The 24,582-nt window shown below is 60.3% G+C and carries 20 protein-coding genes; 10 read left to right on the forward strand and 10 right to left on the reverse strand.

Going from position 1 to position 24,582, the window contains the following annotated elements:
• The first annotated feature begins 40 nt into the window (after window positions 1-40).
• Window positions 41-1,798, forward strand: a complete 1,758-nt coding sequence (locus tag HME9302_RS06980) for a cation:proton antiporter domain-containing protein (protein WP_115366420.1) — start codon at window positions 41-43, stop codon at window positions 1,796-1,798.
• A gap of 57 nt (window positions 1,799-1,855) precedes the next feature.
• On the forward strand, window positions 1,856-2,035 hold the full coding sequence (locus tag HME9302_RS06985) for a hypothetical protein (protein WP_115366421.1): 180 nt from the start codon (window positions 1,856-1,858) through the stop codon (window positions 2,033-2,035).
• A gap of 54 nt (window positions 2,036-2,089) precedes the next feature.
• Here HME9302_RS06985 and alaS read toward each other — a convergent pair whose 3' ends face one another.
• From alaS to dapA, 9 genes are all read right to left on the reverse strand, one after another.
• The gene (gene alaS, locus HME9302_RS06990; protein WP_115366422.1) at window positions 2,090-4,744 is read right to left on the reverse strand and encodes an alanine--tRNA ligase; all 2,655 of its coding nucleotides are present in this window, start codon (window positions 4,742-4,744) and stop codon (window positions 2,090-2,092) included.
• A 157-nt stretch (window positions 4,745-4,901) separates the two neighbouring features.
• Complete coding sequence (locus tag HME9302_RS06995) at window positions 4,902-5,726, reverse strand: class I SAM-dependent methyltransferase (protein ID WP_147270783.1); 825 nt, start codon at window positions 5,724-5,726, stop codon at window positions 4,902-4,904.
• A gap of 305 nt (window positions 5,727-6,031) precedes the next feature.
• Window positions 6,032-7,093 carry a recombinase RecA gene (recA, locus tag HME9302_RS07000; RefSeq protein ID WP_115366424.1) on the reverse strand — a complete coding sequence of 354 codons (1,062 nt, stop codon included), beginning with the start codon at window positions 7,091-7,093 and terminating at the stop codon, window positions 6,032-6,034.
• A 154-nt stretch (window positions 7,094-7,247) separates the two neighbouring features.
• Entirely contained in the window at window positions 7,248-8,900 is a 1,653-nt protein-coding gene (locus HME9302_RS07005) for a DUF4139 domain-containing protein (protein WP_115366425.1), read from the reverse strand.
• Between the two features lie 8 nt (window positions 8,901-8,908).
• Window positions 8,909-10,435 carry a DUF4139 domain-containing protein gene (locus tag HME9302_RS07010; RefSeq protein ID WP_230079907.1) on the reverse strand — a complete coding sequence of 509 codons (1,527 nt, stop codon included), beginning with the start codon at window positions 10,433-10,435 and terminating at the stop codon, window positions 8,909-8,911.
• Between the two features lie 89 nt (window positions 10,436-10,524).
• The gene (locus HME9302_RS07015) at window positions 10,525-13,002 is read right to left on the reverse strand and encodes a hybrid sensor histidine kinase/response regulator (RefSeq protein ID WP_115366426.1); all 2,478 of its coding nucleotides are present in this window, start codon (window positions 13,000-13,002) and stop codon (window positions 10,525-10,527) included.
• Complete coding sequence (locus tag HME9302_RS07020) at window positions 12,999-13,613, reverse strand: DUF2062 domain-containing protein (RefSeq protein ID WP_230079908.1); 615 nt, start codon at window positions 13,611-13,613, stop codon at window positions 12,999-13,001. Before HME9302_RS07020 ends, HME9302_RS07015 begins: the two co-directional genes overlap by 4 nt.
• Window positions 13,614-13,762: 149 nt before the next feature.
• Entirely contained in the window at window positions 13,763-14,245 is a 483-nt protein-coding gene (gene smpB, locus HME9302_RS07025) for an SsrA-binding protein SmpB (RefSeq protein ID WP_115366427.1), read from the reverse strand.
• Window positions 14,245-15,126, reverse strand: coding sequence for a 4-hydroxy-tetrahydrodipicolinate synthase (dapA, locus tag HME9302_RS07030; protein ID WP_115367558.1), 882 nt, complete (start codon window positions 15,124-15,126; stop codon window positions 14,245-14,247). Before dapA ends, smpB begins: the two co-directional genes overlap by 1 nt.
• A 148-nt stretch (window positions 15,127-15,274) precedes the next feature.
• Here dapA and HME9302_RS07035 point away from each other — a divergent pair, with 148 nt between their 5' ends.
• The gene (locus tag HME9302_RS07035) at window positions 15,275-17,212 is read left to right on the forward strand and encodes a lytic transglycosylase domain-containing protein (protein ID WP_115367559.1); all 1,938 of its coding nucleotides are present in this window, start codon (window positions 15,275-15,277) and stop codon (window positions 17,210-17,212) included.
• 305 nt (window positions 17,213-17,517) lie between these two features.
• Window positions 17,518-17,739 carry an invasion associated locus B family protein gene (locus HME9302_RS13560; RefSeq protein ID WP_326833157.1) on the forward strand — a complete coding sequence of 74 codons (222 nt, stop codon included), beginning with the start codon at window positions 17,518-17,520 and terminating at the stop codon, window positions 17,737-17,739.
• Window positions 17,740-17,793: 54 nt separating this feature from the next.
• Here HME9302_RS13560 and HME9302_RS07045 read toward each other — a convergent pair whose 3' ends face one another.
• The gene (locus HME9302_RS07045) at window positions 17,794-18,459 is read right to left on the reverse strand and encodes an outer membrane protein (protein ID WP_115366429.1); all 666 of its coding nucleotides are present in this window, start codon (window positions 18,457-18,459) and stop codon (window positions 17,794-17,796) included.
• A 258-nt stretch (window positions 18,460-18,717) separates the two neighbouring features.
• Between HME9302_RS07045 and rlmN the strand changes: the two genes are divergently transcribed.
• From rlmN to HME9302_RS13430, 6 genes are all read left to right on the forward strand, one after another.
• Window positions 18,718-19,983 (forward strand): 23S rRNA (adenine(2503)-C(2))-methyltransferase RlmN, encoded by a 1,266-nt coding sequence (gene rlmN, locus HME9302_RS07050; RefSeq protein ID WP_115366430.1) that lies wholly within the window; start codon window positions 18,718-18,720, stop codon window positions 19,981-19,983.
• A gap of 88 nt (window positions 19,984-20,071) precedes the next feature.
• Entirely contained in the window at window positions 20,072-20,842 is a 771-nt protein-coding gene (locus tag HME9302_RS07055) for an SDR family oxidoreductase (RefSeq protein WP_115366431.1), read from the forward strand.
• Complete coding sequence (locus tag HME9302_RS07060; RefSeq protein WP_115366432.1) at window positions 20,839-21,582, forward strand: cytochrome b/b6 domain-containing protein; 744 nt, start codon at window positions 20,839-20,841, stop codon at window positions 21,580-21,582. The genes HME9302_RS07055 and HME9302_RS07060 overlap by 4 nt, the downstream gene beginning before the upstream one ends.
• A 56-nt stretch (window positions 21,583-21,638) precedes the next feature.
• Window positions 21,639-22,379 (forward strand): molybdopterin-dependent oxidoreductase, encoded by a 741-nt coding sequence (locus HME9302_RS07065; protein WP_115367560.1) that lies wholly within the window; start codon window positions 21,639-21,641, stop codon window positions 22,377-22,379.
• A gap of 132 nt (window positions 22,380-22,511) precedes the next feature.
• The gene (locus HME9302_RS07070; protein WP_115366433.1) at window positions 22,512-23,729 is read left to right on the forward strand and encodes an argininosuccinate synthase; all 1,218 of its coding nucleotides are present in this window, start codon (window positions 22,512-22,514) and stop codon (window positions 23,727-23,729) included.
• Window positions 23,730-23,906: 177 nt separating this feature from the next.
• Window positions 23,907-24,497 carry a septal ring lytic transglycosylase RlpA family protein gene (locus HME9302_RS13430; protein ID WP_230079910.1) on the forward strand — a complete coding sequence of 197 codons (591 nt, stop codon included), beginning with the start codon at window positions 23,907-23,909 and terminating at the stop codon, window positions 24,495-24,497.
• The last annotated feature ends 85 nt before the right edge of the window (window positions 24,498-24,582 follow it).

Here is a 24,582-nt window from a genome sequence, read left to right on the forward strand (position 1 = left end):
CCTTCGTGACAAGCTCGGCTCATCCCGATAACCGGGCGGCATGGCCGTCGAATTCGAATCCGAAATGCTGTCCGACGCGCTGGTTATCCTTGGCGCGGCGGGTCTGGTGATCCCGGTTTTTACGCGGTTCCGCATCACTCCGGTGATCGGGTTCATCCTGATCGGTATTGCAGTCGGCCCGTTCGGCCTTGGCGATTGGGTCTTTCGATACCCATGGCTGACCCACATAACCATCAGTGACCCCGAAGCGCTGGAGCCGTTTGCCGAATTCGGCATCATCCTTTTGCTGTTCACCATCGGCCTGGAATTAAGCTTCAAGCGGCTATGGCAAATGCGCAAACTGGTGTTCGGACTGGGCGCGATGGAACTGCTGATCATCGGCACATCGCTGGCGGTCGTCCTGTCGATGATGGGCCAATACTGGACCGGCGCAATCGGCCTCGGCCTGGCGCTGGCCCTGTCCTCTACTGCAATTGTGCTTCCGATTTCGGGCACACAGTCGCCGGTCGGCCGCGCTGCTTTGTCCATGCTGCTGTTCGAGGATATCGCGATCGTGCCGATCATCTTCATGCTGGGGGCCATGGCGCCGTCCGCACAGGGCGATGGCTGGGGCAATCTGGTCGATACGCTGTGGCTGGGGGGGGTGGTGGTCGCCGGGTTGCTGGTGCTCGGCCGTGTCGCCCTACCCCGCCTGTTCGCGCAAGCTGCGCGCACTAAGTCGCCAGAGCTGTTTCTCGCTGCCAGTCTGCTGGTCGTGATCGGGGCGAGCCTGGCCACCGCTGCCGTCGGCTTATCGCCCATCGTCGGTGCTTTGATCGCTGGACTGCTAATCGCCGAAACCGAATATCACGGGGAGGTCGAGGCGATCATGGAGCCATTTAAAGGCCTCGCTCTCGGGGTGTTCCTGATCACGGTCGGCATGAGCATCGATCTTGCTACGATCTGGGATAATTTCGGCTCGATCATGCTGGCCGTGGCGCTGGTACTGGTGTTCAAGGCACTGGTGACCGGGCTGCTCCTGCGCATGATGGGGGCGCGGCGCAGCACGGCTGCCGAGACCGGTATCCTGATGGCTAGCCCGTCCGAGACAACGTTGATCGTGCTGGCTGCGGCAGGCTCTGCGTTGCTTATCCAGCCTGGAACCGCCCAGTTCTGGCAGATCGTAACCGCCATCGGCCTTACCATCACGCCGGTTCTCGCGCGTGTTGGGCGCGTTATCGCGCGGCGCATCGAGCCCGCCCCTCAACTCGACGAAGAAGACCGCGGCAAACCGCGCGTTATCATTATTGGGGCCGGCCGTGTGGGTCGTTTGGTCGCGCAAATGCTCGACATTCATGACAAGCCCTACGTTGCCATCGACAGCGACGCCGACCTTATCGAGAGCGCGCGTCGCAAGGGGTACAAGGCGACTTTCGGTGATGCGGCACGTACGGATTCAATGACCAAGCTGGGTATCGATATTGCCCCTGCGGTCATCCTGACTATGGACGAGCCGGTGCTGGCCCAGCGACTTGTGACGAAGTTGCGCAAGGCCCACCCGGACCTGCCGATTATCGCTCGCGCGCGCGATACGACGCACGCGGCGGAACTCTATCGCAGCGGGGCAAGCCACGCCGTCCCCGAAACGCTGGAAAGCTCGCTGCAATTATCGGAAGCGGTACTTGTCGATCTGGGGGTCGCTGTGGGGCCGGTCATCGCGTCCATCCATGAAAAGCGCGACGAGTTTCGTCATCGTATCAAAGACGATGCAGCACTCGATCATACCCCGCAACTGCGGACCCGCACCGTAAAAAGCTGAATGCTGGCGCGGAACGAGTCCGGTCCCCCACAACTTGTAGGATCGAGGAGACACTTCATGTCCAAGAAAACCGATCCGACCAAACCGACGCCGAACAAGGAAAAATTCGCCCCGCAGAATGTTGCCGACGTACAAAGCGGCAGCGCGAAGAACGGCGCGCAGGGCCACCCCGCAGATACCGACGGGAAAAACATCCCGATGGGCAGCCAGCCAGGGGCCACTCGGCACGGCAACTGAACTACGTTCACATTGAATCAGGGGAACGGCCGCATCGCAGTCGTTCCCCTATTATTATCCAGCTAGAATAGCGCGCACCGCAGCGATTGCATCATCAGCTTTCCCGCCATCCGGGCCGCCACCTTGCGCCATGTCAGGCCTGCCGCCGCCGCCCTTTCCGCCCAACGCCTCGACACCGGCACGGACCAGCTCGACTGCGCTGAAACGGTCAGTCAGGTCATCGGTGACTGCTGCTGCGAAAGCCGCCTTGCCATCATTGACCGCACATATTGCAGCGACACCTGAGCCCATCCGCTCTTTCGCCTCATCCAGAAGTCCGCGCAGATCCTTTGGGTTCAAGCCTTCCAGCACTTGTCCTGCGAACAACACCCCTCCAACTTCCTCGTCCTTCACAGCTTCGGTCCCGCTCAAGGCGCCGCCGAGCGCCAACTGCTTCCGGGCCTGCGCCAGTTCACGTTCCAGTTGCCTGCGTTCTTCCATCAGCGCAGCTACACGTGCGGGTGCTTCGTCAGGCGACGTTTTCATGGTCGCCGCAACCGTACGCAAGGCCTCGTCCCTCTGGACGAGCCATTCGCGCGCAGGTTCCCCGGTCAATGCCTCGATACGCCGTACGCCGGATGATACCGCACTTTCGGAAACGATCCGCAGCAGACCGATGTCACCAGTCGCCTTTACGTGAGTACCGCCGCACAGTTCGACCGAGTAATTTCGGCCATCCTGCCCGGCGCGCCCCATCGAAAGGACGCGCACCTCGTCGCCGTATTTTTCGCCGAATAGCGCCAGCGCTCCGGCTTCGACCGCGTCGTCCGGGCTCATGAGGCGGGTGGCAACCGTTTCGTTAGACTGAATTTCCTGATTTACTTCAGCTTCGATCGCGGTGATATCCGCGTCGTTGAGTGGCTTGGGATGACTGAAATCGAACCGCAGCCGGTCCTCTGCAACAAGCGAACCCTTTTGCGTCACGTGACCGCCCAGCCTGTTGCGCAGCGCCGCGTGTAGCAGGTGTGTCGCCGAATGATTGGCGCGGATTCTATCGCGCCTGGCGACATCCACATCGAGATGGACGGTGTCGCCCTTCGTGATCTTGCCGCTCGAAACCTTGCCGTTATGCGCATGGAGGCGGCCCAGCGGCTTTCCGGTATCCGTAACTTCGATCGACAATCCGTCCGGACTGGTGATGGAACCGACATCGCCCGTTTGCCCGCCGCTTTCGCCATAAAACGGGGTCTGGTTGGTCAAGACGGTAATTTCGTCGCCAGCCTTGGCCGAGCCTACTTCCTTACCGTCCTGCACCAGCGCAACGACGGCACCTTCCCCACTAGTGGCGGTGTAGCCGGTGAATTCACTGGCTCCTTCGCGCTCGGCAATGTCGAACCACAATTCGTCTGACCCGGCCTCGCCCGACCCCTTCCAAGCGGCGCGAGCTGCCGCCTTTTGCAGCTCCATCGCGGCGTCGAAGCCTGCACGGTCCACTGCAACACCGCGTTCGCGCAGGGCATCCTCGGTCAGATCATAGGGGAAGCCATAGGTGTCGTAGAGTTTGAATGCAGTTTCACCGTCGAGCCGGTCGCCTTTGCCCAGATCCCCAGTTGCATCGTCGAGCAAACTCAGGCCTTTTTCCAGCGTCTGGCGAAAGCGCGATTCCTCCCGTTCCAGCACTTCCTCGATCAGCGCCTGTCCACGCTGCAATTCGGGGTAAGCCTGACCCATTTCCGTAACCAACGCCGGGACGAGCCGGTGCATCAGCGGTTCTTTAGCGCCTAACAGATGCGCGTGCCGCATGGCGCGTCGCATAATCCGCCGCAGCACATATCCGCGCCCCTCGTTCGATGGCAGGACACCGTCCGCCATCAGGAAACTGGTGGAGCGCAAGTGATCGGCAATGATCCGATGGCTTGCCTGTTGCTCACCCTGTGCAGGCACATCGGTCAGCATCTCGGATGCCGCAATCAGCGCCTTGAACGTGTCGATATCGTAATTGTCATGTACTCCTTGCATGACCGCCGCGACCCGCTCCAACCCCATTCCGGTGTCGATAGAGGGTTTCGGCAGCGCGGTGCGTTCACCACCTTCGCGCTGGTCATATTGCATGAAGACCAGGTTCCATATCTCGATGAAGCGGTCGCCATCCTCATCGGGCGATCCCGGTGGTCCGCCAGCAATGTCTTCACCGTGATCGAAGAAGATTTCGGAAGACGGGCCGCAAGGGCCGGTGTCCCCCATCGACCAAAAATTATCGTCCGTCGCGATCCGGATGATGCGGTCGTCGGGCAGGCCGGCGATTTTGCGCCAAAGATCAGCCGCATCGTCGTCATCGTGATAGACTGTGACGAGTAACTTTTCTGCCGGGAGTGCCCATTCTTTCGTAAGCAGCGTCCAGGCGTTGGAAATCGCCTGTTCCTTGAAATAGTCGCCGAAACTGAAATTGCCGAGCATTTCGAAGAACGTGTGGTGTCGCGCGGTATAGCCGACATTGTCCAGATCATTGTGCTTGCCGCCGGCGCGCACGCATTTCTGGCTGCTGGTGACGCGCGGGGCTGGCGGCGCCTCAAGACCGGTGAACGCGTTTTTGAACGGTACCATCCCGGCGTTCACGAACATCAGCGTGGGATCGTTGTAAGGCACCAACGGCGCGCTGGGCACCTCGGCGTGATCGGCCCCGCGAAAGAAGTCGAGGAAGGACCGGCGAATGTCGTTGGTCGATTGCATGGCGTTCAATTAGGGAAACCACCAGCTAGCGACAAGTCGCGATTGCGCGCAGGCTTGCCGTAAGAGGGGCGATCCGGAAACTGCCGCTTGGCTGCGCGTTAGTCGGACCTTGGTAAATTCGGGAACGGTGGTTTGGACGGTCTGAGGATTGCCGACACTAACCCTTGCGCGCGCGCACCAACCAGGCCGCGCCTTTCATGGCCACCAATTCTCCGTCCTGATAGTTGCGCAGGAAAGCCCGGAGCCGCCCTGCAAAAGCTTCGCGATCCGTGTCAGGTAATTCGGCTGCGGCCGCGGCAGCGGGTCCGATACGCTGGAAGTACGATACGGCGTCATCCAGGGCATTCTCGCCTGCTCCGGCAATGTATGCAAAATCCGCCGGTTCGATGACGACGTCGGTCCAACCGGACCGGGCCAGTGTCGATTCGACATATGCTGGATCGGCAAATGCGAACGGACCTGCCGCGTATGGATCGCCGACAGGCGAGGGATCGGCCGGAAGCAGTTCTCTCACCCTTTGCGCCCAAGGATTCTCAGACGGGCTACGGAAGCAAGAGAAGATCAGCCTCGCATCTTCCGCTGCTTGAGCTGCGAGATTTGCAAATGCGTCCACAGGGTTCGCGAAGAACATGACACCGTGGCGTGAAATAAGAAGGTCGGGTTGCCATGCGTCGGGAGACCAGCCTGCCGCGTCGTCCGTTGCGAATTGCAAATTGGGAAGTCGGACGCCGCGATTTCGTGCGACGTCGATCAATCGCTTGCTAACATCGATACCTGTGATTTCGGCCCGTGTATGTTCGCGTGCCAACGCCAAAGAGATCTCGCCAGCACCACAGCCGATGTCGAGCGCACGGGTAAACGAAGCCGCTCTGGCCGCCCCGAGGATCGTGTCCGTCAGTCCGTTGAAGCTGCGATCGGTGCGGCGCCATTCCTGGGCCCAGCTGGCGCCAACACGCCCTTCCCACAATACCTGATCCGTCATCGTTCCCACCTTGCGCCCGACCAGCTGAGGTTGTCGGAAAACCTGTGAATAGTCAGTTAGCTGATCCAAAACTGCCGGGTAACCGTATTCAGAGAAGCCGAATCGCGTGTTCTTCTCACTCGTCGTATTGACAAGCCGCCTCGCGATACAAGAAATTATTTAACATTTGTGTATAATAAACACACGAAAAACCGGCGCCAATCCGTCAGGAGGAGCGCCGGTTATCCGTGTTTCCGAAAGGCCGATCCTTAAAAAGAACCCGAGAGCATCGGTTAGGGATGCCACCTTCCGCGTGAGGAGCAGTGTCAGTCGTCCCCGTCGGGACCTGTCATCATATCCTCGGCAACCTCGTCGGTCTTACCGCGAATAGCGGCTTCCAACTGGTCGCGAATTTCGGGGTTTTCATCGAGATAGGTCTTGGAATTTTCCCGGCCCTGACCGATGCGAATACTGTCGTAGCTGAACCAGGAACCGGACTTCTCAACGATGCCGGCTTTCACGCCAAGGTCGAGAATTTCACCGGTCTTGGAAATACCCTTGCCATACATGATGTCGAATTCGACTTGCTTGAATGGCGGCGCCACCTTGTTCTTCACCACTTTTACACGGGTCGAATTGCCGATAATCTCGTCCCGATCCTTGATCTGGCCGGTGCGGCGAATGTCGAGGCGAACGGACGCGTAGAACTTCAGCGCGTTGCCGCCTGTCGTGGTTTCGGGATTGCCGTACATCACGCCGATTTTCATGCGCAGCTGGTTGATGAAAATCACCATGCACTTGGACCGGTTAATCGAGCCGGTCAGCTTGCGCAGGCTCTGGCTCATCAAACGTGCCTGAAGGCCGACGTGGCTATCGCCCATCTCGCCCTCGATCTCGGCGCGGGGCACGAGTGCTGCAACCGAGTCCACAACCAGTACGTCGACCGCATTCGAGCGCACCAGGGTGTCGACAATTTCCAGCGCTTGTTCACCAGTATCGGGCTGCGAGATAATCAGCTCGTCGATATCCACGCCCAGCTTGCGCGCATAGACCGGATCGAGCGCGTGTTCCGCGTCAACGAAGGCAACCGTACCGCCGTTTTTCTGCGCTTCCGCCAACACGTGCAGCGCCAGTGTTGTCTTGCCGGAGCTTTCCGGTCCGTAGACTTCGATAACGCGCCCCTTGGGCAGGCCGCCGATGCCGAGCGCGATATCCAACCCGAGCGATCCTGTGGAAATGGATTCCACATTCATCGTCTCCCGGCTGCCCAGCTTCATCGCCGAGCCTTTTCCGAATGCGCGATCAATTTGCGCGAGTGCGGCGTCCAGTGCTTTCTGACGGTCCACGTTGCTTTCCTTACCTTCAACCAGCTTGAGATTAGCAGCCATGACATTGCCTCCATCAGTTGCCTAGGGCAGATGCCCCGCTCTTCAACTGTTGCAGTATGTATCGGCTTTGTTCCGCAGGAACAAGAGGGGAACGCAAAATTATTGCATCGGCTAAAAACCGGGCTAATCCGGGATTTTAGGCCGAAAGTTCGCTTTAGTCGAAATCAGTGCGGCGAATTTTCCATTTGAATGTTCGGGACGTCTTCGCCGGGACAGCGGTTTCGTAAATGCGCATTCCGTCATTGATCTCCACCTTGCGCAATCCTCGAACAGACCATTGCGAGGATGCCCCCAGGACGAACCGCATGGTAACAGGATGAGGATTGGCGTTGGAAACCTTTGCTTCCATCCGGGTCCATTTCCGACCGTTATCGTCTGGAGTGCCGCGTCCTGCATTGCTGCATGAGGCAAACACCGCTGAGCTATCCCCTACCGGTAGTTCGATATCTTGCCCCACGGCGAAATCACGCAAACCCTGTTCTGCGACGAGCTGATCGCCGTAGGGGCCTGGCTCGAAAAGGGTGAAGCCGCCGCTGGGCATCGCTACGCCGAGTCCCATAGCTTCCTCGTTCTTTGTTACCAGCAACCGGCCCGCGCCCACCAGGCCCGACTTTTCATTCCATGGCTCGCAGATCGTCCGGTAGATTTGACGTGCGATAACCGCTTCCTTGTCGAGGAAGGCGACCTGTTTCAAACCCTTCGATGAAACGGTAACGGGTTGTGGCACGCGGTAGAGCTTGAGATCCCCCAAATCCTCTTGCGTGGCCTGCGATATGCGTGAGCCGGTAACGACTATTTTCTGATCCGAAGTTGCCGAAACAGGCGCTGGCGGCGGAGGGGGAGGCGGCGCCATCATAGGGGCCGGGGAGTTGAAGGTGCGCCCTGACCGCTCCATACGCGGCATGGGAGATCCTCGGGCCGTGCTGCCAATGGGGTAGCAAAGCAGACGCAACGGCGTTGCCTCGGGTGCGTCGGCCAGTTCCTCGAAATCGCTTTCCACATTCAACGTGCCGGCCACCGCCAGCAAGTCTGCATTGGCAAAGCTCTGGCCATTATCATTCAGGATCGTCAGCCAGCTCAGCAAGTCGAGCACCATTTCGGGCGAGCCACCTTTCGGTGCGGGCCGCGTTTCCAGGATCGTACCCACATAATGCGCTTGCCAATCGAAACCCCATGACAGGTAAGTCAGAGTCACCGTGTAAGTGCCGCCCGCCGGGTCCTGCGTATCGATCGAGAACACCGGCTTTGCCGAAAGCCCCTCCGGCACGCGGTCGAAAGACAATCGCTCCGGAAGACCGGAGCAGCGCACCGCCTCGAACCCTTCATCCGTTTCCACGACCAACCCGCCATCGGCGCGTGTGCGGATGATGGCCCGCTGGCTTTGTTCGATGCCGGTTGCGGGATCGGTCCTTGTTATCCTCACCCGATTACCAAGCGTGCCGTCGACCAAAGCACCCGGGCTGAGCAGATCGGCATTACGGTTTTTCTCGATCGTGCCACCCGGAAGGCCTGTGACGATGGCGCTCACGGCAACCATGCCTTCGGATACGCCTTCGAACCGGATGCGGGACTGGCCTGGCGGCAGCGTGACGGTGCGCGTCTCGCTGATCATGGCGAACCCCTCAGGCCAGCGAAGATCCATCTCTTCCTGCGGACCGCGCGCCGGATCGCGATAGACGGTGACCGACAGCCCGTCGGGCTCGCTTGCATCGACTATAGAGCGCGCGGGTTCCTGCGCCATGGCTGCCGAGACGACAGCGATGGCCCAAAGCAAGGTAGCCGCAAGCAAGGATGCCACGGTACGCATGGCGCGCCTTAATACCGGGTTTCGTAGGTAACCCGGACTTCGCGGCGACCATTGGCGGGGACCCGCACGACATATTTGCGGCTACCGCTATTGATCTGTTCGCCTTCCACGTCCTCGCTTACGATACGGTAGTCGCGCGACCACCAGCCGCGGTCGAGCCCGGCCTGGGTCAGTTCGACATCGACCGGCTGCGGCTTGGCATTGGTGAAGGTGTAGCGCATCGTGGTACGGTAGTAATCGACCGGACGCTCGACCATGCCTTCCTCGACGATCTCACCGTCCTTCACCACCCGGTATCGCGCGCTTTTGCGCCACTCGGCCGCGCTGATCTCTTCGCGCTTTTCCACTTCGGCCTGCACCAGCACATCGAATGCATCGCCCGTTTTCAGGGAAAGCGTACTGCCCATCGGGGTGTGACCGATTGTATTCTCGCCGATGAATTGCGGATTGCCCTGCACGTCCCGCTGGTAGAAGCGCACCGCTCCGGCAGGAAGCGCATCGCCCAATCCGCCTTGCGCCGATGAGCTGAAAGCGATCTCGCTCGCCACATTCACCGGGCGCGGATCGCTGGTTAGCCAACCGACTGAGCGCGCGTAGACTTTTGCAGCAGGGACCGCCTGCATGTCGAGGAAGCTGACTTGCTTCGTCTGCGCGTTGGCAATCGTCGTGCGTCCGGCGATCGGATAGAGGTAGAACTCGCCCAGCCGTTCCCGATCGGCTGTCTCGGTGCCAGCACGCCGCATATTGCGGTTGTTATCGCGGCGTGTGTTGTTCCCGACGCTGCCTGCGACCAGCAACGTGTCGGCGCGGTGGAAAGTGGTTCCGGTGTTGTTGGTCAGCGTAACCCAGCCCTGCATATCGACCACACCGCGAACCTCGTCATATAGCGCGACGTAATCGGCGCCCCAGCCCAGACCTGGGGTGAGATAGCGGATGGATGCCGGGCGGGTGCCGGCGGCGTCGCTCTGCAAGGTGACCGACAGCGTTGGCCGCGCGCGCAGATTGCGTGGCACCTGATCGAATATAACGCGCGTCGGCAGGCCGTCATCGCGCAACACCTCGATACGGTCGCCGATTTTCACAATCGTCCCGCCCGCGGTGGAAAGTACGGTGGCTCGCTCGCGCCGTTCCTCGCCAGTGGCCACATTGGTGCGGACCAGCGTCACGGTTTGGCCGATAGCCTTTTCGATCAGCTTGGCCGGGGTCAGCAGGTCGAAATCGAAATTCTGTTCGATGATGGTCGTGCCGTCGGCATTGAAGCTGAGCGTTTCGGGCCGGATCTGGGCCGAGACATCGGGGAACGCCACGGAATGGGTGCCGCGCCGGATCGGCAATTGCCGGATGTCCTGCACCAGTGCCAGATTGTTGTTGTAGATCGTGACGCTCACGTCACCTTGGGCGGTGGCGTCCGGATCGGCTAATATTTCCGCACTCGGAGCTGGCTGCGCGTTGGCGGTCCCTGCAAGAAGCATGGTCGCGGAGGCTGCAGAGCAGACGATGATGTCGCGGGCCAGCGTCGTGAAGTTGCGCTTCATACTGTTTCTTCCCTCCGGCCTGTGCCTTCCTGTCCAACACAAAGCTTACTAGCAAACGCCCCTGCAAGACACTTCAGTGATACAAAGCATCATGGATTTTGCAACGCCTCGTTGGAGGTGCGCGTCCGGCTCATTATATCGCCGACCTTGTCGCTGATTTGCTGCACGCTGAAAGGTTTTGGCATGAAGTGCATATTGTCGATGTCAATATCGCGGCGCAGCTGCTCCTCGGCATAGCCCGACATGAAGAGGAACGGCATCTTCGGGGCGAGAGTACGAATACCGCGCGCCATGGCCGGTCCATCCATGCCCGGCATGACCACGTCCGAAACGACCATGTCGAATTTGCGATCATTCCGGAAAGTAGCCAGCCCTTCCTCACCATCGGCGCAGCTTGTTACTTCATAGCCCGCCCGGACCAGCGCCCGCTCGGCAACGGCGCGGACCATATCCTCATCCTCGACCAGCAACAGCCGCCCGCCGCCTGACCACTCACTGGCGGGTGACGCGCTTGTTTCGGGCGCCGCCTCAGGCGCTTCGCCAAGATGAACCGGCAGATAGACAGTGAACCGTGCGCCCTTGACTGTCGGCCGCGAAGCATCGCCGCCTTCGACGTTTTCGGCAAAGATAAACCCACCGGATTGCTTGACGATACCGTAGACTGTGGACAGCCCCAGCCCGGTGCCCTTACCCAGATCCTTGGTCGTGAAGAACGGCTCGAAAATCTTGCCGAGGTTTTCCTGCGGAATACCGCGTCCGGTGTCCTGCACCACCAGCACGGTGTAATCCCCGACGGGAATGATTTCGGAGCCCATCTGGCGGACATCCTTCGCATCAACCCGCCGCGTCAGCATCTCCAGCCGGCGGGGGCCATCACCGCTTTCCAGCATGGCATCGCGGGCATTGACGGCGAGATTGACGATGACCTGTTCCAGCTGCTGCGGGTCGGCGCGCACCGGGCCCAGATCGCGATCGTGTCGGACGGAGAACTGCACTTTCTCACCCATCAACCGTTTCAACAGCTGGCTGACTTCGCTCATGACGTCGGGCAATTGCAGGACTTCCGGACGAAGCGTCTGCTGGCGGGAGAAGGCGAGCAATTGGCGCGTCAAACTGGCCGCGCGATTGGAATTGGCGCGGATTTGCTGGATATCGTCATAATCGCTGTCGCCCGGCGTGTGGCGGAGCAGCATGAGGTCGCACGTGCCGATAATTGCCGTCAGCACATTGTTGAAATCATGCGCCACACCGCCGGCCAGTTGGCCAACCGCCTGCATTTTCGTGGCCTGCGCCACCTGCCGCTTCAGCCGCGTTTCCTCAGTAGAGTCCGCGATTGATAACAGCACTGCCGCATCGCCCAGACCGCGCACGCCAGCAAGACCCAGTGAAACCGGTTCGTCCGGAGTATCGCGCAGCCGCACCGCCATATCGCCGGTCGAGGCCGGACCCTTGCCGAACCGGCGGACGGCATCGGCCAGGGCGCCCTTATCTTCGCGCACGGTCAAATCCGACGGATATTGCGGCAGCCCGCGATCATACCGCCCGACTGCCCGGAGGAATGACGGATTTGCAAACAGGAAGCGCCCATCGCGATCCGTCATGGCGAGGCCCAGCGGCAGCGCACCCAGCAGCGATTCCAGCTGCGGCATGTTACCGGCAGCCGCACCTTCCCAGCCGCCACCGATGCCAACGCCGCTATCGATCATCAACATCAACGCCGGCCCGCTACGTCCTTGCGGACCGGCGACCGTGGCAGTGGACTCGTCCAGCGCCACCTCGATCAGGGTCTGCGGACTGCCCCGGCGTCCCTCTCGCGCGAAATAAATGCGGTCACGTTCGTCCGAGCGCAGGAAACCAACGAAGTCCTGACCAGCAAGCGTTGCGTTCGCATCGCCGGAAGCGCGCTCGGCAAAACCGGGGGAAACGGCGCGTACTATACCATCCACGCCGACCACTGCCGCTTCTATTCCCGATGCTGTGAGGAGGCGTCCGAACGTGCCGGTTATGCGCGCACCCATCGTTTGCGCTACATCTTCCTCCGCCAACTCGCAGAAGCGCCACAGGAGATAGTCTTCGCCCCGACCTGCCCGTTTAGCCTCGACCCGCCAGACATCCGGTGTGCCACTGATGTTTGACAGCTTCTCGACTTCAGCCGAGCCATCGCGCCATGCCGCCCGGGCGAGGCTGACCAGCCGTTCGACGGCGGGACGCTGCAAATCGAGATTGGGTGGTGCGGCATCGATCCCGAACGCATCGCGATAGGCGCGGTTTGCACAGACCAGCCGGTTGGCGCGGTCCGTGATAGCGATGGCTTCCTGCGCATGTTCGATGGCAGCCACTGTAACCGACCAGTCCGGCATGAGCTCGCCCCGCAGTGCTACATCACTGCGAGGTTTGACCAACACAATCAGTGCGCCGAGCAGTACGCCAAGCGCCGTACCAAATCCTGCGGCAAGCAGGACGCTATCAGATACGAGCCATAATAAAGCGGCGCTGACCAGAACGGCGACCGCGAGACCAGCGTAAAGCGAAACGGGGCGAATATCCCGCTCGTCCGGGTGGATCATGCGCCGTTACCCTCGACCCCTGCCTGCGACGCAGAGGCTGCCGATTGCGCCGCCAGCCGCTCATCCAGCCGCCGTTGTAATCGCCGTAATCTGCGCGCACGCCGCCGCGATACGAGAAACCGCCACACGACACTTGATCCAAGGTACCCCACCGCCGACGAGACCACGGCCATGACGATGAAACCGAACACGGTAACCCCGGCCACTTCGAACCAGCCGACCAGGGCCTCCCACGAAGCGCCGGACATTTGCGCCTGCGCGTTACCACCTGTTGCGGCATCGAACTTCAGCACGAACGCACCCGTGCGGTTCGCGGCCCACAGCCAGAACGGCACGGTGAACGGGTTGGTGACGAAGGTGACGAGCGCCGCCAGCGGCACGTTCGCGCGCGCTGGCAAGGCAAGGAATGCCGCCAGGAAGATCTGGCCCAGCGGAACGATGAAAGCGGCGAAAAGCCCCAGCGCCACACCGCGCGGTACGGAGCGGCGGGTAAAGCGCCACAATTCCGGGCTAAGGAACCGGTGGGCAATCGGCGCGAGAAAGCGGTTTTTCGCCATCTCGTCGCGCGTAGGCATCTTGTTGCCCGCCCAGTTTGTGAAGCGCTGTCCCATCTGCCCAAGCCTTACAGTCAGTGGCCTGCAATCGAAAGGCCCGCGTCAGACAAAGTGGGTAGACCATGGTTAATATTTAAGGGGCAGAAGGATCGCTGCCAACGATTGACCGAAGCGCCGGCCAAACCGACCGAGCCCGACATCAGGCTCTAACCCTTATCGCGCATGATCCGCGCCTTGTCCCGCTGCCAATCGCGGTCCTTCTGGTATTCGCGTTTGTCCTGCGCCTTACGCCCCTTGGCCAAACCCAGCTCGACCTTCGCCCGGCCTTTCCCGTTAAAATAGACAGAGAGCGGCACCAACGTCATGCCTTTCCGCTCTACCGCGCCGGTCATACGGGCGATCTCGCGCTCCTTCAGCAGCAACTTGCGGGGCCGTTTGGGTTCGTGGTTCAGGCGGTTGCCGTGGCTGTATTCCGGGATGTTTGCATTCACCAACCAGACCTCCCCGCCACGCACCTCGGCATAGGCTTCCGCGATGGAAGCCTCGCCAGCACGCAGGGCCTTCACCTCGGTGCCTTGCAGCATCAGGCCGCACTCGTATTTATCCTCGACCGCATAATCGAACCGCGCACGGCGATTTTCCGCGACGGTTTTTTGTTTGTCGAATTCTACAGGTTTGGGGCGTGCCATTACAGAAGCCCGGCATGTTCCAGCGCGGCGTCCACTTTGGCGCGGGCTGCCTCGCTGCAATTGACCAGTGGCAAACGTACGTCTTCGGGAAACCAGTCATGGACCCGGCTCAGCGCGTATTTCACAGGAGCGGGGCTGGCATCTTCGAACATCGCGTAATGTAACGGGTAAAGCCGGTCGTTAAGCTTCCGGGCCAGCACCAGATCATTATCCGCGCAAGCTTGCTGGAACTCCGCACACATGGCCGGCGCGACATTGGCCGTGACCGAAATGCAGCCCTTCCCGCCAGCCGCGTTGAACGGCAACGCCAACTCGTCATTGCCGGACAGCTGGCAGAAATCGCGCCCAATCCCCATCCGGTGATCGGCCACCCGCGACAGGTCCTCGCTCGCATCCTTGATGGCGATGATCCGGTCAGGGAAACGGTTCGCCAGCTCGATTGTCGTCTCGGGCTCGATATCGGTCACCGTGCGGCCCGGGACGTTATACAGCACCATGGGCAAGTCGCCATGCTCCGCCAAATGGCTAAAATGCGCAATCAGGCCAGCCTGGCTCGGGCGGTTGTAATAAGGGGCAACGCAAAGCCCGGCGGCCGCGCCAGCCTTTTGCGCGAACTTCATGTGCAGCAGGGCATTGCGGGTATCGTTACTGCCGCAGCCTGCAATAACCGGGACGCGCCCGGCGGCCTGTTCCACGCACAGCTCCACCACCCGGTGATGTTCGGCGTTGGAGATGGTCGATGCCTCGCCCGTGGTTCCGCAGGGAACCAGCGCCTGTGAACCGCTTTCGATCTGCCAATCGATCAGCTTGCGAAAGGCGTTTTCATCGATCCCGCCATCCTTGAACGGCGTGGCAAGCGCGGGAATGGAACCCTGGAAGATGGGAGCGGGCATTTGCTTGAAATCCTCGGTAGCTGTTTGCGTTTGCGACATCACTGGATCGTCACTGCGACACAATCATTCGCAATGCGTCAAATAAAGCGCATGGCGGGTGTTTCGTTCATCGCGCAATAAGGACGCCGCGCCCATTATGTCCAGCATGGCTCGCAAACATCTGACATTCATCGCACTACTGACCACCCCGATCATGACCGCCTCGGCGCAGGCGCAACCAGCCTGGAACCAGGCGCGCGCGGATCTGGTGGCCAGCCAACCCAACCGTACCGCTCAGGTGGTCGATACATGGCAGTTGCTGGTCGACAACCAGAACCTCGGTTTCGACCGCTATGCCGGGTTCCTCGTGGCTTATCCCGGTTTCCCGCAGGAAGACCGTCTGCGTACGAGAGCGGAAGGCGCGCTGGATAGCGAACCTGTTTCACCCGAGCGTGTTGTGGCCTATTTCGATACGCACCCGCCACTGACCAATTCCGGCCGCGCACGCTATGCGCTGGCGCTGGCTGCGATGGGCCGGGCGGAAGCCGCCAAGGTGGCGCTGGAGGCATGGCGCGGCGGCGAAATGAGCAGCCCGTCGGAGGCGTATCTGGTCAGCCAGTTCGGCAGCCGGTTCGGTCCGGAAGATCACGACGCCCGGATCGATGCGCTGCTATGGCAGGGTGAGGTCGAGGCGGCAGCGCGCCAAATTGCGAATGTCAGCCCCGCATATCGCGATGTCGCGATGGCGCGTCTCGCTATGCTGCAGGGTAATGCCCCGTCCATGACACTACCTGCATCGGCACGCAGCGATCCCGGTTATGTCTACAACACCGCGCGCTATTACCGGATGCAGCGGCAGCTTCCCCAGGCTATCAACCTGCTTTCGTCGCGCCCGGCATTCACTGGCTTACCGCTCGATCCGGAAGCATTCGTCACAGAAATGCTACGCGTAGCACGCGGCGCGGACGCGCGGTCGGCGCAGCGTATTGCGGCCAAGGTCGACGATCTGTTTGCACCCAATACCGATATTAGCCGCGAGGCGTACAAGCTGCGCGACGACTATACGTCGCTGATGTGGCTTGGCGGTACGAAGGCATCTTGGGAGCTTGGCGACCACGCGACTGCCGCCCCTCTGTTCTACCGTTATGGTGCTGCCGCGCAAACGCCGCAGACACGTTCTAAGGGTTTCTATTGGGCCGGACTTGCCTCCGAACGCGCAGGCAACCGTGCCGAGGCGGATCGCTATTACCGCATGGCGGGCGAATATTCCGATCGCTTCTATGGTATGCTGGCCTTGGAGAAACTTGGTAGCGAAGTGCCCTTCCCGGGCGCACGCAACGCCCAGCAACCCTCGCCCGAACAAGTCACCGCATTCAATGCCGCTCCCCTCACGGAAGCAGTACGCCATGTGGCCAGAGGCGCTCCGTGGCGCACAGGTATCCAGTTCTACCGCACTATCGCGCAGAACGCCGATACGCAAGCGGAACACATGCTGACAACCGAGCTGGCCCGCCAGACCGGACGGCGCGACTTGTCCGTAAATGTCGCAGAAGCGGCAGGAGCGGACGGCTTCAACCAGTTCGTCGCGCAGGGATTTCCGACGATGGATACCCCGCCGGGTAGCAACTGGACCATGATCCACGCCATCTCCCGCCAGGAAAGCCAGTTTGCCGAAAATGCGATCAGCCACGCCGGTGCACGCGGTCTGATGCAACTTATGCCGGGGACTGCGCGCGAACAGGCGGGCAAGCTCGGCATGAATTACATGCAGTCACGGTTGATCGACGATCCGGTTTACAACGTGCAGCTCGGCAATGGCTATTTCGCGCGTATGATGGACTATTACGGCGGCGCATATCCGCTTGCTATCGCCGCTTATAATGCCGGGCCGGGCAATGTTAACAAATGGCTGCGCCGCAATGGCGATCCCCGCAAAGGCAGCATAGATTGGGTCACCTGGATCGAGCGGATCCCGATTTTCGAAACCAAGAACTATGTCCAACGCGTGATCGAGAATGCGGCGGTTTACGAGCAGCTCAATCCCGATCGCGCCCCCGGTGGGCGTGGCCGCGTCGCTGGGGACTTCCTGCGCTGAACATGCGAGCTGCGGGGGCACGTTTCGATAGGTGGGTAGTCGTCGGCGCCGCAGCCGCGCTTGCTTTGAGTTCAGCCCTGTCCGTACCGGCGTTCGCGAAGGATAGTCTGGGCATATTCGGGAAATGGGCTGCATTCCGTGATGCGGATACGCCGCGATGCTATGCTATTGCGCGCGCCCGTCCAAGTGGCGTGAGCCGTGCGAATGAGCCCTATGCTTCTGTTGGAAACTGGCCCACGCGTAAAATTCGTGGGCAGGTGTATTTCAGGCTGTCACACGATGTAGCCGCGAATGGCAAAGTTACTTTGTCTGTTAGCGATAAGACTATCGCGCTCAGCGCCAACGGTGCGAATGCCTGGGCGCAGAACCGGTCCGGCGACGCTGCCATCGTGGCGGCGATGCGATCCGCAAGTCGCATGACGGTGCGGGGCACACGCGCTAATGGGCGGCGCTTCAGCGATATTTACGATCTGTCCGGCGCGGCGACCGCGATGGACGCAGCAACTGTCGCCTGCGCCCGGCGCTAGATACAAAACGGGCCGGAGCAATGCTCCAGCCCGCCTCGTTGTTTCAGTTCCGAATTAAAACCGGAAGCCGTAACCCACGACGACCTGATGACGGTCGGTGTCAAGGTCGATCCGGTCGCTATCGGGGAAATCATCCGGGAAGTCGATTTCACCTTCGCTGTAGTTCGAATAGCGGTACTCCAGCTTGATGAAGCTGTTTTCCGACATCGCATATTCCGCGCCGGCACCAAGACGGTAACCATCGGCATCGAGATCGGTAACGAACTCGGTCGTGCCGGTCGCTGAACGCAGATTGTACTTGGTGTTGGTATAACCACCCTTCACGTACACAAGCGCGCTCTCGCCCGCCAGCACGCCAGCACGCAGGCCGACATAAAGGTCACGGCCCGTGTCTACGTTGCCCAGACCGAAGTTTTCGACGTCGCCGTCTTCAACGTCGACATCAGCGGTAGAACGCGAATATTCACCTTCAACACCGATCAGAGCGCCGCCGGCAGCAAAGTCGTAACCAACAGCAACACCATAGAGCAGACCTTCGATGGACTGATCGTTATCTTCGTTGAACTCGTCGTCGATGGAACTGCCTGCACGCGAGACGTCGTAACCCACGATCCCCTCAACGCGTGGCCCGGTGAAAGTGGAGTCGGTATCCTGCGCTGCGGCAGGGACTGCCAGGCCGAGTGTGGACGCCGAGATGATGAGTGCGAGACTCTTTTTCATTATCTGTATCCTGTATTCGTCGCGCACCGAAATTGGCCGCGTCGACATTCATAACCATGCTTTTACTGCTCGGTTTCATGAACCTAAAACAACAAAATATCTGTTGTATTTTAGTGACAGAATTAAGGACGAACTGCACTCTCCAATCGACAAGTTGCTAAAGCTTTCCAATCTATGAACGACAAATAACGGATTTCCCCGGCCTTGCGATCATAGGGAACGCTTTCCCAAACCTCTCTAACCTCTTATACAACCGGTATGGCTGACACAGCATTGATGACGATCCCCGGGCAGGTTGATCCGGTTGCGGTTCCGCGCGGCATAACGCCGCGCGATGATGGGCGGCTTGACCTGATTGGCCTTCCCAAAGCGCGTATTCGCGAGTTGCTGGCCGAAGCCGGGCTTGAAGCGAAGCAGGCCAAGCTGCGGGCCAAGCAGGTTTACCACTGGCTATACCACCGCGGCGTGACCGATTTCGCCGATATGACCGACATCGCCAAAACGATGCGCCCATGGCTGGCGGAGCGCTTCGTTATCGGGCGCCCTAAAGTTGTGGAGGCTCAGCACAGCACGGATGGCACGCGCAAATGGCTGCTGCAAACCGAAGATGGCCATGATTTCGAAATGGTCTTCATTCCGGACGACGTACGCGGAACCTTGTGCGTATCGAGCCAGGTCGGCTGCACGCTGAACTGCACATTCTGCCATACTGGCACCATGAGACTGGTCCGCAACCTGACGCCGGGTGAAATCCTCGGTCAGGTCATGCTGGCACGCGACGCGCTGGGAGAGTGGCCGCAGGGTGGCGCACCCAAAGCGCCGGTTGCCGCGCCTGCGATCGACGACGATGAGGACGAAAACACGGGCTATTCCGCAGACGGGCGTCTCCTTACGAATATCGTAATGATGGGCATGGGCGAGCCGCTGTATAATTTCGATCATGTGCGCGATGCGTTGCACATGGTGATGGATGGCGAAGGTTTGGCGCTGTCGAAACGCCGGATCACCCTTTCTACCAGTGGCGTAGTGCCGATGATGGAACGGTGCGGCGAAGAAATCGGCGTAAATCTGGCTGTCAGTCTGCACGCTGTAACCAAGGAAGTTCGTGACGAAATCGTCCCGCTCAACCGTAAATATGGCATCGACGAGCTGTTGGCAGCTTGCAAAGACTACCCCGCCAGCTCCAACGCCCGGCGGATAACGTTCGAATACGTCATGCTGAAAGGCAAGAACGACAGCGACGAGGATGCGCGCGAGCTCGTGCGGCTGATTCACAAATACGAACTGCCGGCCAAGGTGAACCTGATCCCCTTCAACCCGTGGCCGGGCGCGAATTACGAATGTTCCGACCCGGACCGCATTCGCAAGTTCTCGGCCATAGTGTTCGATGCCGGGATCAGCGCCCCGATACGGACCCCTCGCGGACGGGATATCGATGCGGCTTGCGGACAACTGAAGACTTCAGCGGCAAAGAAAACGCGGGCCGAGCGGGACCGCGAAGCTGCCCTGGAGGCAGAAGCCTAAGAACTGTAACGCGGCGTATCTTTCTTTCCCTGAGGCACCCTTTCTGCTTTGAACGGATCATGATCGCCGACAATTCCGATATCGCACTCTGGTGACCTTACCAACGGCCCTCGTCACCGGCGGTGCCAAGCGGATTGGAGCCGCAATATCGCGTGCTTTCGCCGATGCCGGTTATCATGTCGTCATCCATTATAATCGCAGCCACACGGAAGCTGACGCGCTGGCTGCCACCCTTCCCAGTGCGCAGACCATCGGCTGCGATCTGCTCGATGCCGAGGCAGCAGCGGCTATGGTTCGGCAATTGGCCGATACACTTCCAGATTGGCGGGTGCTGGTAAACAATGCAGGTATCTTTGCTGCCGACGCTGTAACCGCGCTCGATCCGGAAACGAACCAGGAAGCCATGCAGATCAACGCTGCCACTCCGGCCCTGATGGCGCAGACGTTCCTTACGGCAGCGAAGTCGGCTGCGGGGCGGCGCGTTATACACTTGACTGACCAGAAGCTGGCGAATTCAAACCCCGATTTTTTCAGCTACACTATGTCGAAACACGCTTTATCAGCGACTATTGCGATGCTGGCGAAAGGCGCATGCGGTCCGCACGACCGAGTCTACGGCTTGGCCCCCGGCGCCATCCTGCCAAGCCACGATCAAACTCCTGCCGAAACCGAAAAATCCCATCGTATGAACCTGCTTCAGCGTAAAACCGGTCCAAGCGAGGTCGCAGCAGCAGCGGTGTTCCTTGCCGATGGTTGGCTTGCCAATGGTGAAACGCTGTTTGTCGATAGCGGGCAACATTTGCTGCAACAGGATCGCGACGTTATCTATCTTGCCCGGCAGGATGGAACTTCGACATGACGGGAACGACGATCGACACGCCTTTGCGAGACGAAGAACCCACAATCACGGCGGAACCCTCAGTCGCGGTTACGCCTGCGAAACGTCATCGGGTCTCCACCCGCATCTGGCATTGGGTAAACCTGTTTGCTGTGGTCATGTTGTTCATGTCCGGCCTCAACATCTCCAACGCGCATCGTTATCTCTATTGGGGTGACTGGGGCTTCTCGCCGGAGCAGGCTTGGCTTGCCGTACCGCGCTTTCCCGGCTGGGCGACGATACCTGGCCACTACAGTCTGGCAGAGGCACGCGACTGGCATCTGTTGGGCGCGTGGATTTTTGGGGTCGCCCTCTTATTCATGTGGCTTGCCATGCTGGTGAACCGTCATTTCTCCCGCGATATTGCCACATCGCGCAAGGAATGGCGCTGGCCGAACGTCCGGAACGACATCGTGCAGCATCTGCGGCTCAATTTCGATTCCGGCGTCGGCAAATACAATTTTCTGCAGAAAGTAACTTACGGGCTGGTCCTCGGTGTTATTCTGCCCCTGCTGGTGTTTACAGGTATGGGTATCAGCCCGGGCCTTGAACCTTCGTTCAGCTGGATGATCGATGCGATGGGCGGACGCCAGAGCGTGCGATCGATCCATTTCATAACCAGCTGGGCATTGTTCGCGTTCTTCGTGTTGCACGTCGCGCTCGTCCTCCTGTCCGGACCGATCCGGCAAATCCGTTCGATGATTACGGGAGTTCTCAGATGACGCGCGCTTCCCATCAAGATCGGCCCGATCACTCGCCACCATCCACCCCGCAACATATGCACCGCAGATCCGTACTGGCCGGCATGTCGGCGCTGTTCCTCGGGGCATGTTCCAAAATTGCAGATAGTAATGCCGGTTCATCCGTACTGACAGCCGCGCAGAAATGGCACCAGGCGGCCCACCGCACGCTGACGGGCAGACATGCCCTGGCAAAAGAATATAACCGGGCGGACGTCTCGCCCTTCTTTCGCGGCAATGGCTCGACCGACCCGCAAAACGGCAACTATCCCGCTCAAGCGGCAGCGAATTTCGCCGACTGGCGGCTGGAAGTACGCGGGCTGGTCGACAAACCGCTGTCGCTCTCGCTCGACAACATACGGCGCCTGCCACAGCGCACCCAGATCACTCGCCACGATTGCGTCGAAGGCTGGAGCGCAATCGGTGAATGGACCGGCCCCCAGCTCTCTGTCCTGCTGGATGCCGCTGGCTTGCGCGAGGAAGCAAAGTACATCGTGTTCCGCTGCGCCGATAACCTCAACGGGCAGGACTATTACGAAAGCGTCGACATGATGGATGCCTTCCACCCGCAAACCATCGTTGCCCACGCCCTCAATGGCGACCCCCTCCCCATCCGCAATGGCGCGCCGCTGCGGATGCGGATTGAGCGGCAACTTGGCTACAAACACGCTAAATACCTTACCGCTATAGATGCCGTCGCCAGCCTGGACGATATCGCTGGCGGCAAAGGTGGCTATTGGGAAGATCGCGCTGGTTATCAATGGTACGCAGGTATCTGACCGGCCACCCGGGAATGAAGTGCGGCGCCGGATAGCTTTGCCCCGCCATAGCCAAGCCTGTTTGCCTACTTCAGCAGCCTTTGATACCGGCCAAGCCTTCTTGTCTGCCACCTCTTCCGGAGCTTTGCCCGCATGTCCGATATCAAACGCGTCGTTCTCGCCTATTCTGGCGGCCTTGATACCAGTGTCATCGCCAAGTGGCTGGAAGTGGAACGCGGGCTGGAAGTAGTCACGTTCACCGCCGATCTCGGTCAGGGCGACGAAATCGAACCTGCGCGCGAGAAAGCCCGCGCCATGGGCATTCCCGACAAGCATATCTTTATCGAGGACCTGCGCGAGGAATTCGTGCGCGATTTCGTTTTCCCGATGATGCGCGCCAACGCCCGGTACGAAGGGGACTATCTGCTCGGAACGTCCATCGCCCGCCCCCTTATTTCCAAGCGGTTGGTCGATATTGCCCGCAAGACAAATGCAGATGCCATTGCGCACGGTGCCACGGGCAAGGGCAACGACCAGGTTCGCTTCGAACTTAGCGCCTACGCCCTTGCCCCCGACATTGCGGTAATTGCACCGTGGCGCGAATGGGACCTTACCAGCCGCACCGCGCTCATTGCCTGGGCGGAAGAGCACCAGATCGCCGTGCCGAAGGACAAGCGCGGCGAAAGCCCTTTCTCCACCGATGCCAACCTCCTGCACACCTCCTCCGAAGGCAAGGTGCTGGAGGATCCGTGGGAGGAAACGCCGGACTACGTCTACTCCCGCACCGCCAATCCCGAAGACGCGCCGGATACGCCCGAATACATCACCATCGATTTCGAAACCGGCGACGGTACCGCGCTGAATGGCGAGGCGATGAGCCCTGCCACATTGCTCGCCGCGTTGAACGACCTTGGCCGCAAGCACGGGATCGGCCGGCTCGACCTCGTAGAAAACCGCTTCGTCGGCATGAAGAGCCGCGGCATGTACGAGACGCCTGGCGGTGAAATCTACGCCCAGGCGCATCGCGGTATCGAACAGCTCACGCTGGATCGCGGCGCCGCGCATCTGAAAGACGAGCTGATGCCGCGCTATGCCGAGCTGGTCTATAACGGCCTGTGGTTCAGCCCGGAACGCGAGATGCTGCAGGCGGCGATCGACCATAGCCAGCAGGATGTCACCGGCACGGTCCGCCTCAAACTGTACAAGGGCCGCGCGGATGTGGTCGGGCGCAAGTCTCCCAAATCCCTGTATTCCGAGGCGCACGTCACGTTCGAGGACGATGCCGGGGCTTACGACCAGAAGGACGCCGAGGGCTTCATCAAACTCAACGCCCTGCGGCTGCGGCTATTGGCGAAGCGCCGGGGGACCTGAAACCTAACGGAACACCCGCCCCCGATTCCTTTGCCGCCAGTTTGCGACGAACCGAGTGACAAAAATCGGAACCTTTTCCTCCGTTAAGCATATTGCCCGCGACGGATTGTGACTGGAACAAGGCAGCCCGACTGTCGTCCACTCCCTCCGGCAATCTTGGTCCTGTACAAGCGGGCCATGGAAAACATCCGCACTCCGTTCGTCGCAGCCATCGCTGCAGCACGCCCTCGCAAGCGTCACAGCTTCGCCTTCCTGGCCGCTGCGATCGCTCTGCCTGCCATCGCCAACGCCCCTGCGCTGGCCGAGACGGGAACGTCGGTGCCGGTGGTCCAGCCCCTTCCCGAACAGTCGGACTTCACGGCCGAATTCCGCGCCATCCCGAACCCGACACGCAATTTCAAAACGCCGCCGGGCGCGGTCGATATCACCGCGATCGAGCCGCCTATCGAGGTCGAGGCCCCCACCCCCTCTCCCAGCGCCACGATGAGCGGCCATGCATCCTATTACGGCCGCAAGTTCCATGGCCGCCGCACCGCCAATGGCGAGCGGTTCGACATGAACGCCATGACCGCGGCCCACAAAACCCTGCCCTTCGGTACCAAGGTGCGGGTGATCAACCCGGCCAATGGCAAGGAAGTGACCGTCCGCATCAACGATCGCGGGCCGTTCATCCGGGGCCGCACCATCGACCTGAGCAAGGCCGCGGCGAAGAAGATCGGCATTATCAGCCGGGGCCATGGCAGCGTGGAAATGGATATCCTCGACTGATACCGGCCCTCTGCCAATCGGTTTACGCTCCGGGCGTTTTCAAAGCCGAGGGTGACACAAGCGACACGCGGCTCATGCCGTGTCA

The organism is Alteripontixanthobacter maritimus (genome assembly GCF_003340475.1).
Taxonomy (GTDB): domain Bacteria; phylum Pseudomonadota; class Alphaproteobacteria; order Sphingomonadales; family Sphingomonadaceae; genus Alteripontixanthobacter; species Alteripontixanthobacter maritimus.

Excerpts from the sequence above, each read along its gene's own strand:
- HME9302_RS06980 (WP_115366420.1), top strand. The coding sequence starts at position 41 with ATGGCCGTCGAATTCGAATCCGAAATGCTGTCCGACGCGCTGGTTATC.
- HME9302_RS06985 (WP_115366421.1), top strand. The coding sequence starts at position 1,856 with ATGTCCAAGAAAACCGATCCGACCAAACCGACGCCGAACAAGGAAAAA.
- alaS (WP_115366422.1), bottom strand. The coding sequence starts at position 4,744 with ATGCAATCGACCAACGACATTCGCCGGTCCTTCCTCGACTTCTTTCGC.
- HME9302_RS06995 (WP_147270783.1), bottom strand. The coding sequence starts at position 5,726 with ATGACGGATCAGGTATTGTGGGAAGGGCGTGTTGGCGCCAGCTGGGCC.
- recA (WP_115366424.1), bottom strand. The coding sequence starts at position 7,093 with ATGGCTGCTAATCTCAAGCTGGTTGAAGGTAAGGAAAGCAACGTGGAC.
- HME9302_RS07005 (WP_115366425.1), bottom strand. The coding sequence starts at position 8,900 with ATGCGTACCGTGGCATCCTTGCTTGCGGCTACCTTGCTTTGGGCCATC.
- HME9302_RS07010 (WP_230079907.1), bottom strand. The coding sequence starts at position 10,435 with ATGAAGCGCAACTTCACGACGCTGGCCCGCGACATCATCGTCTGCTCT.
- HME9302_RS07015 (WP_115366426.1), bottom strand. The coding sequence starts at position 13,002 with ATGATCCACCCGGACGAGCGGGATATTCGCCCCGTTTCGCTTTACGCT.
- HME9302_RS07020 (WP_230079908.1), bottom strand. The coding sequence starts at position 13,613 with ATGGGACAGCGCTTCACAAACTGGGCGGGCAACAAGATGCCTACGCGC.
- smpB (WP_115366427.1), bottom strand. The coding sequence starts at position 14,245 with ATGGCACGCCCCAAACCTGTAGAATTCGACAAACAAAAAACCGTCGCG.
- HME9302_RS07035 (WP_115367559.1), top strand. The coding sequence starts at position 15,275 with ATGTCCAGCATGGCTCGCAAACATCTGACATTCATCGCACTACTGACC.
- HME9302_RS07045 (WP_115366429.1), bottom strand. The coding sequence starts at position 18,459 with ATGAAAAAGAGTCTCGCACTCATCATCTCGGCGTCCACACTCGGCCTG.
- rlmN (WP_115366430.1), top strand. The coding sequence starts at position 18,718 with ATGGCTGACACAGCATTGATGACGATCCCCGGGCAGGTTGATCCGGTT.
- HME9302_RS07060 (WP_115366432.1), top strand. The coding sequence starts at position 20,839 with ATGACGGGAACGACGATCGACACGCCTTTGCGAGACGAAGAACCCACA.
- HME9302_RS07065 (WP_115367560.1), top strand. The coding sequence starts at position 21,639 with ATGCACCGCAGATCCGTACTGGCCGGCATGTCGGCGCTGTTCCTCGGG.
- HME9302_RS07070 (WP_115366433.1), top strand. The coding sequence starts at position 22,512 with ATGTCCGATATCAAACGCGTCGTTCTCGCCTATTCTGGCGGCCTTGAT.
- HME9302_RS13430 (WP_230079910.1), top strand. The coding sequence starts at position 23,907 with ATGGAAAACATCCGCACTCCGTTCGTCGCAGCCATCGCTGCAGCACGC.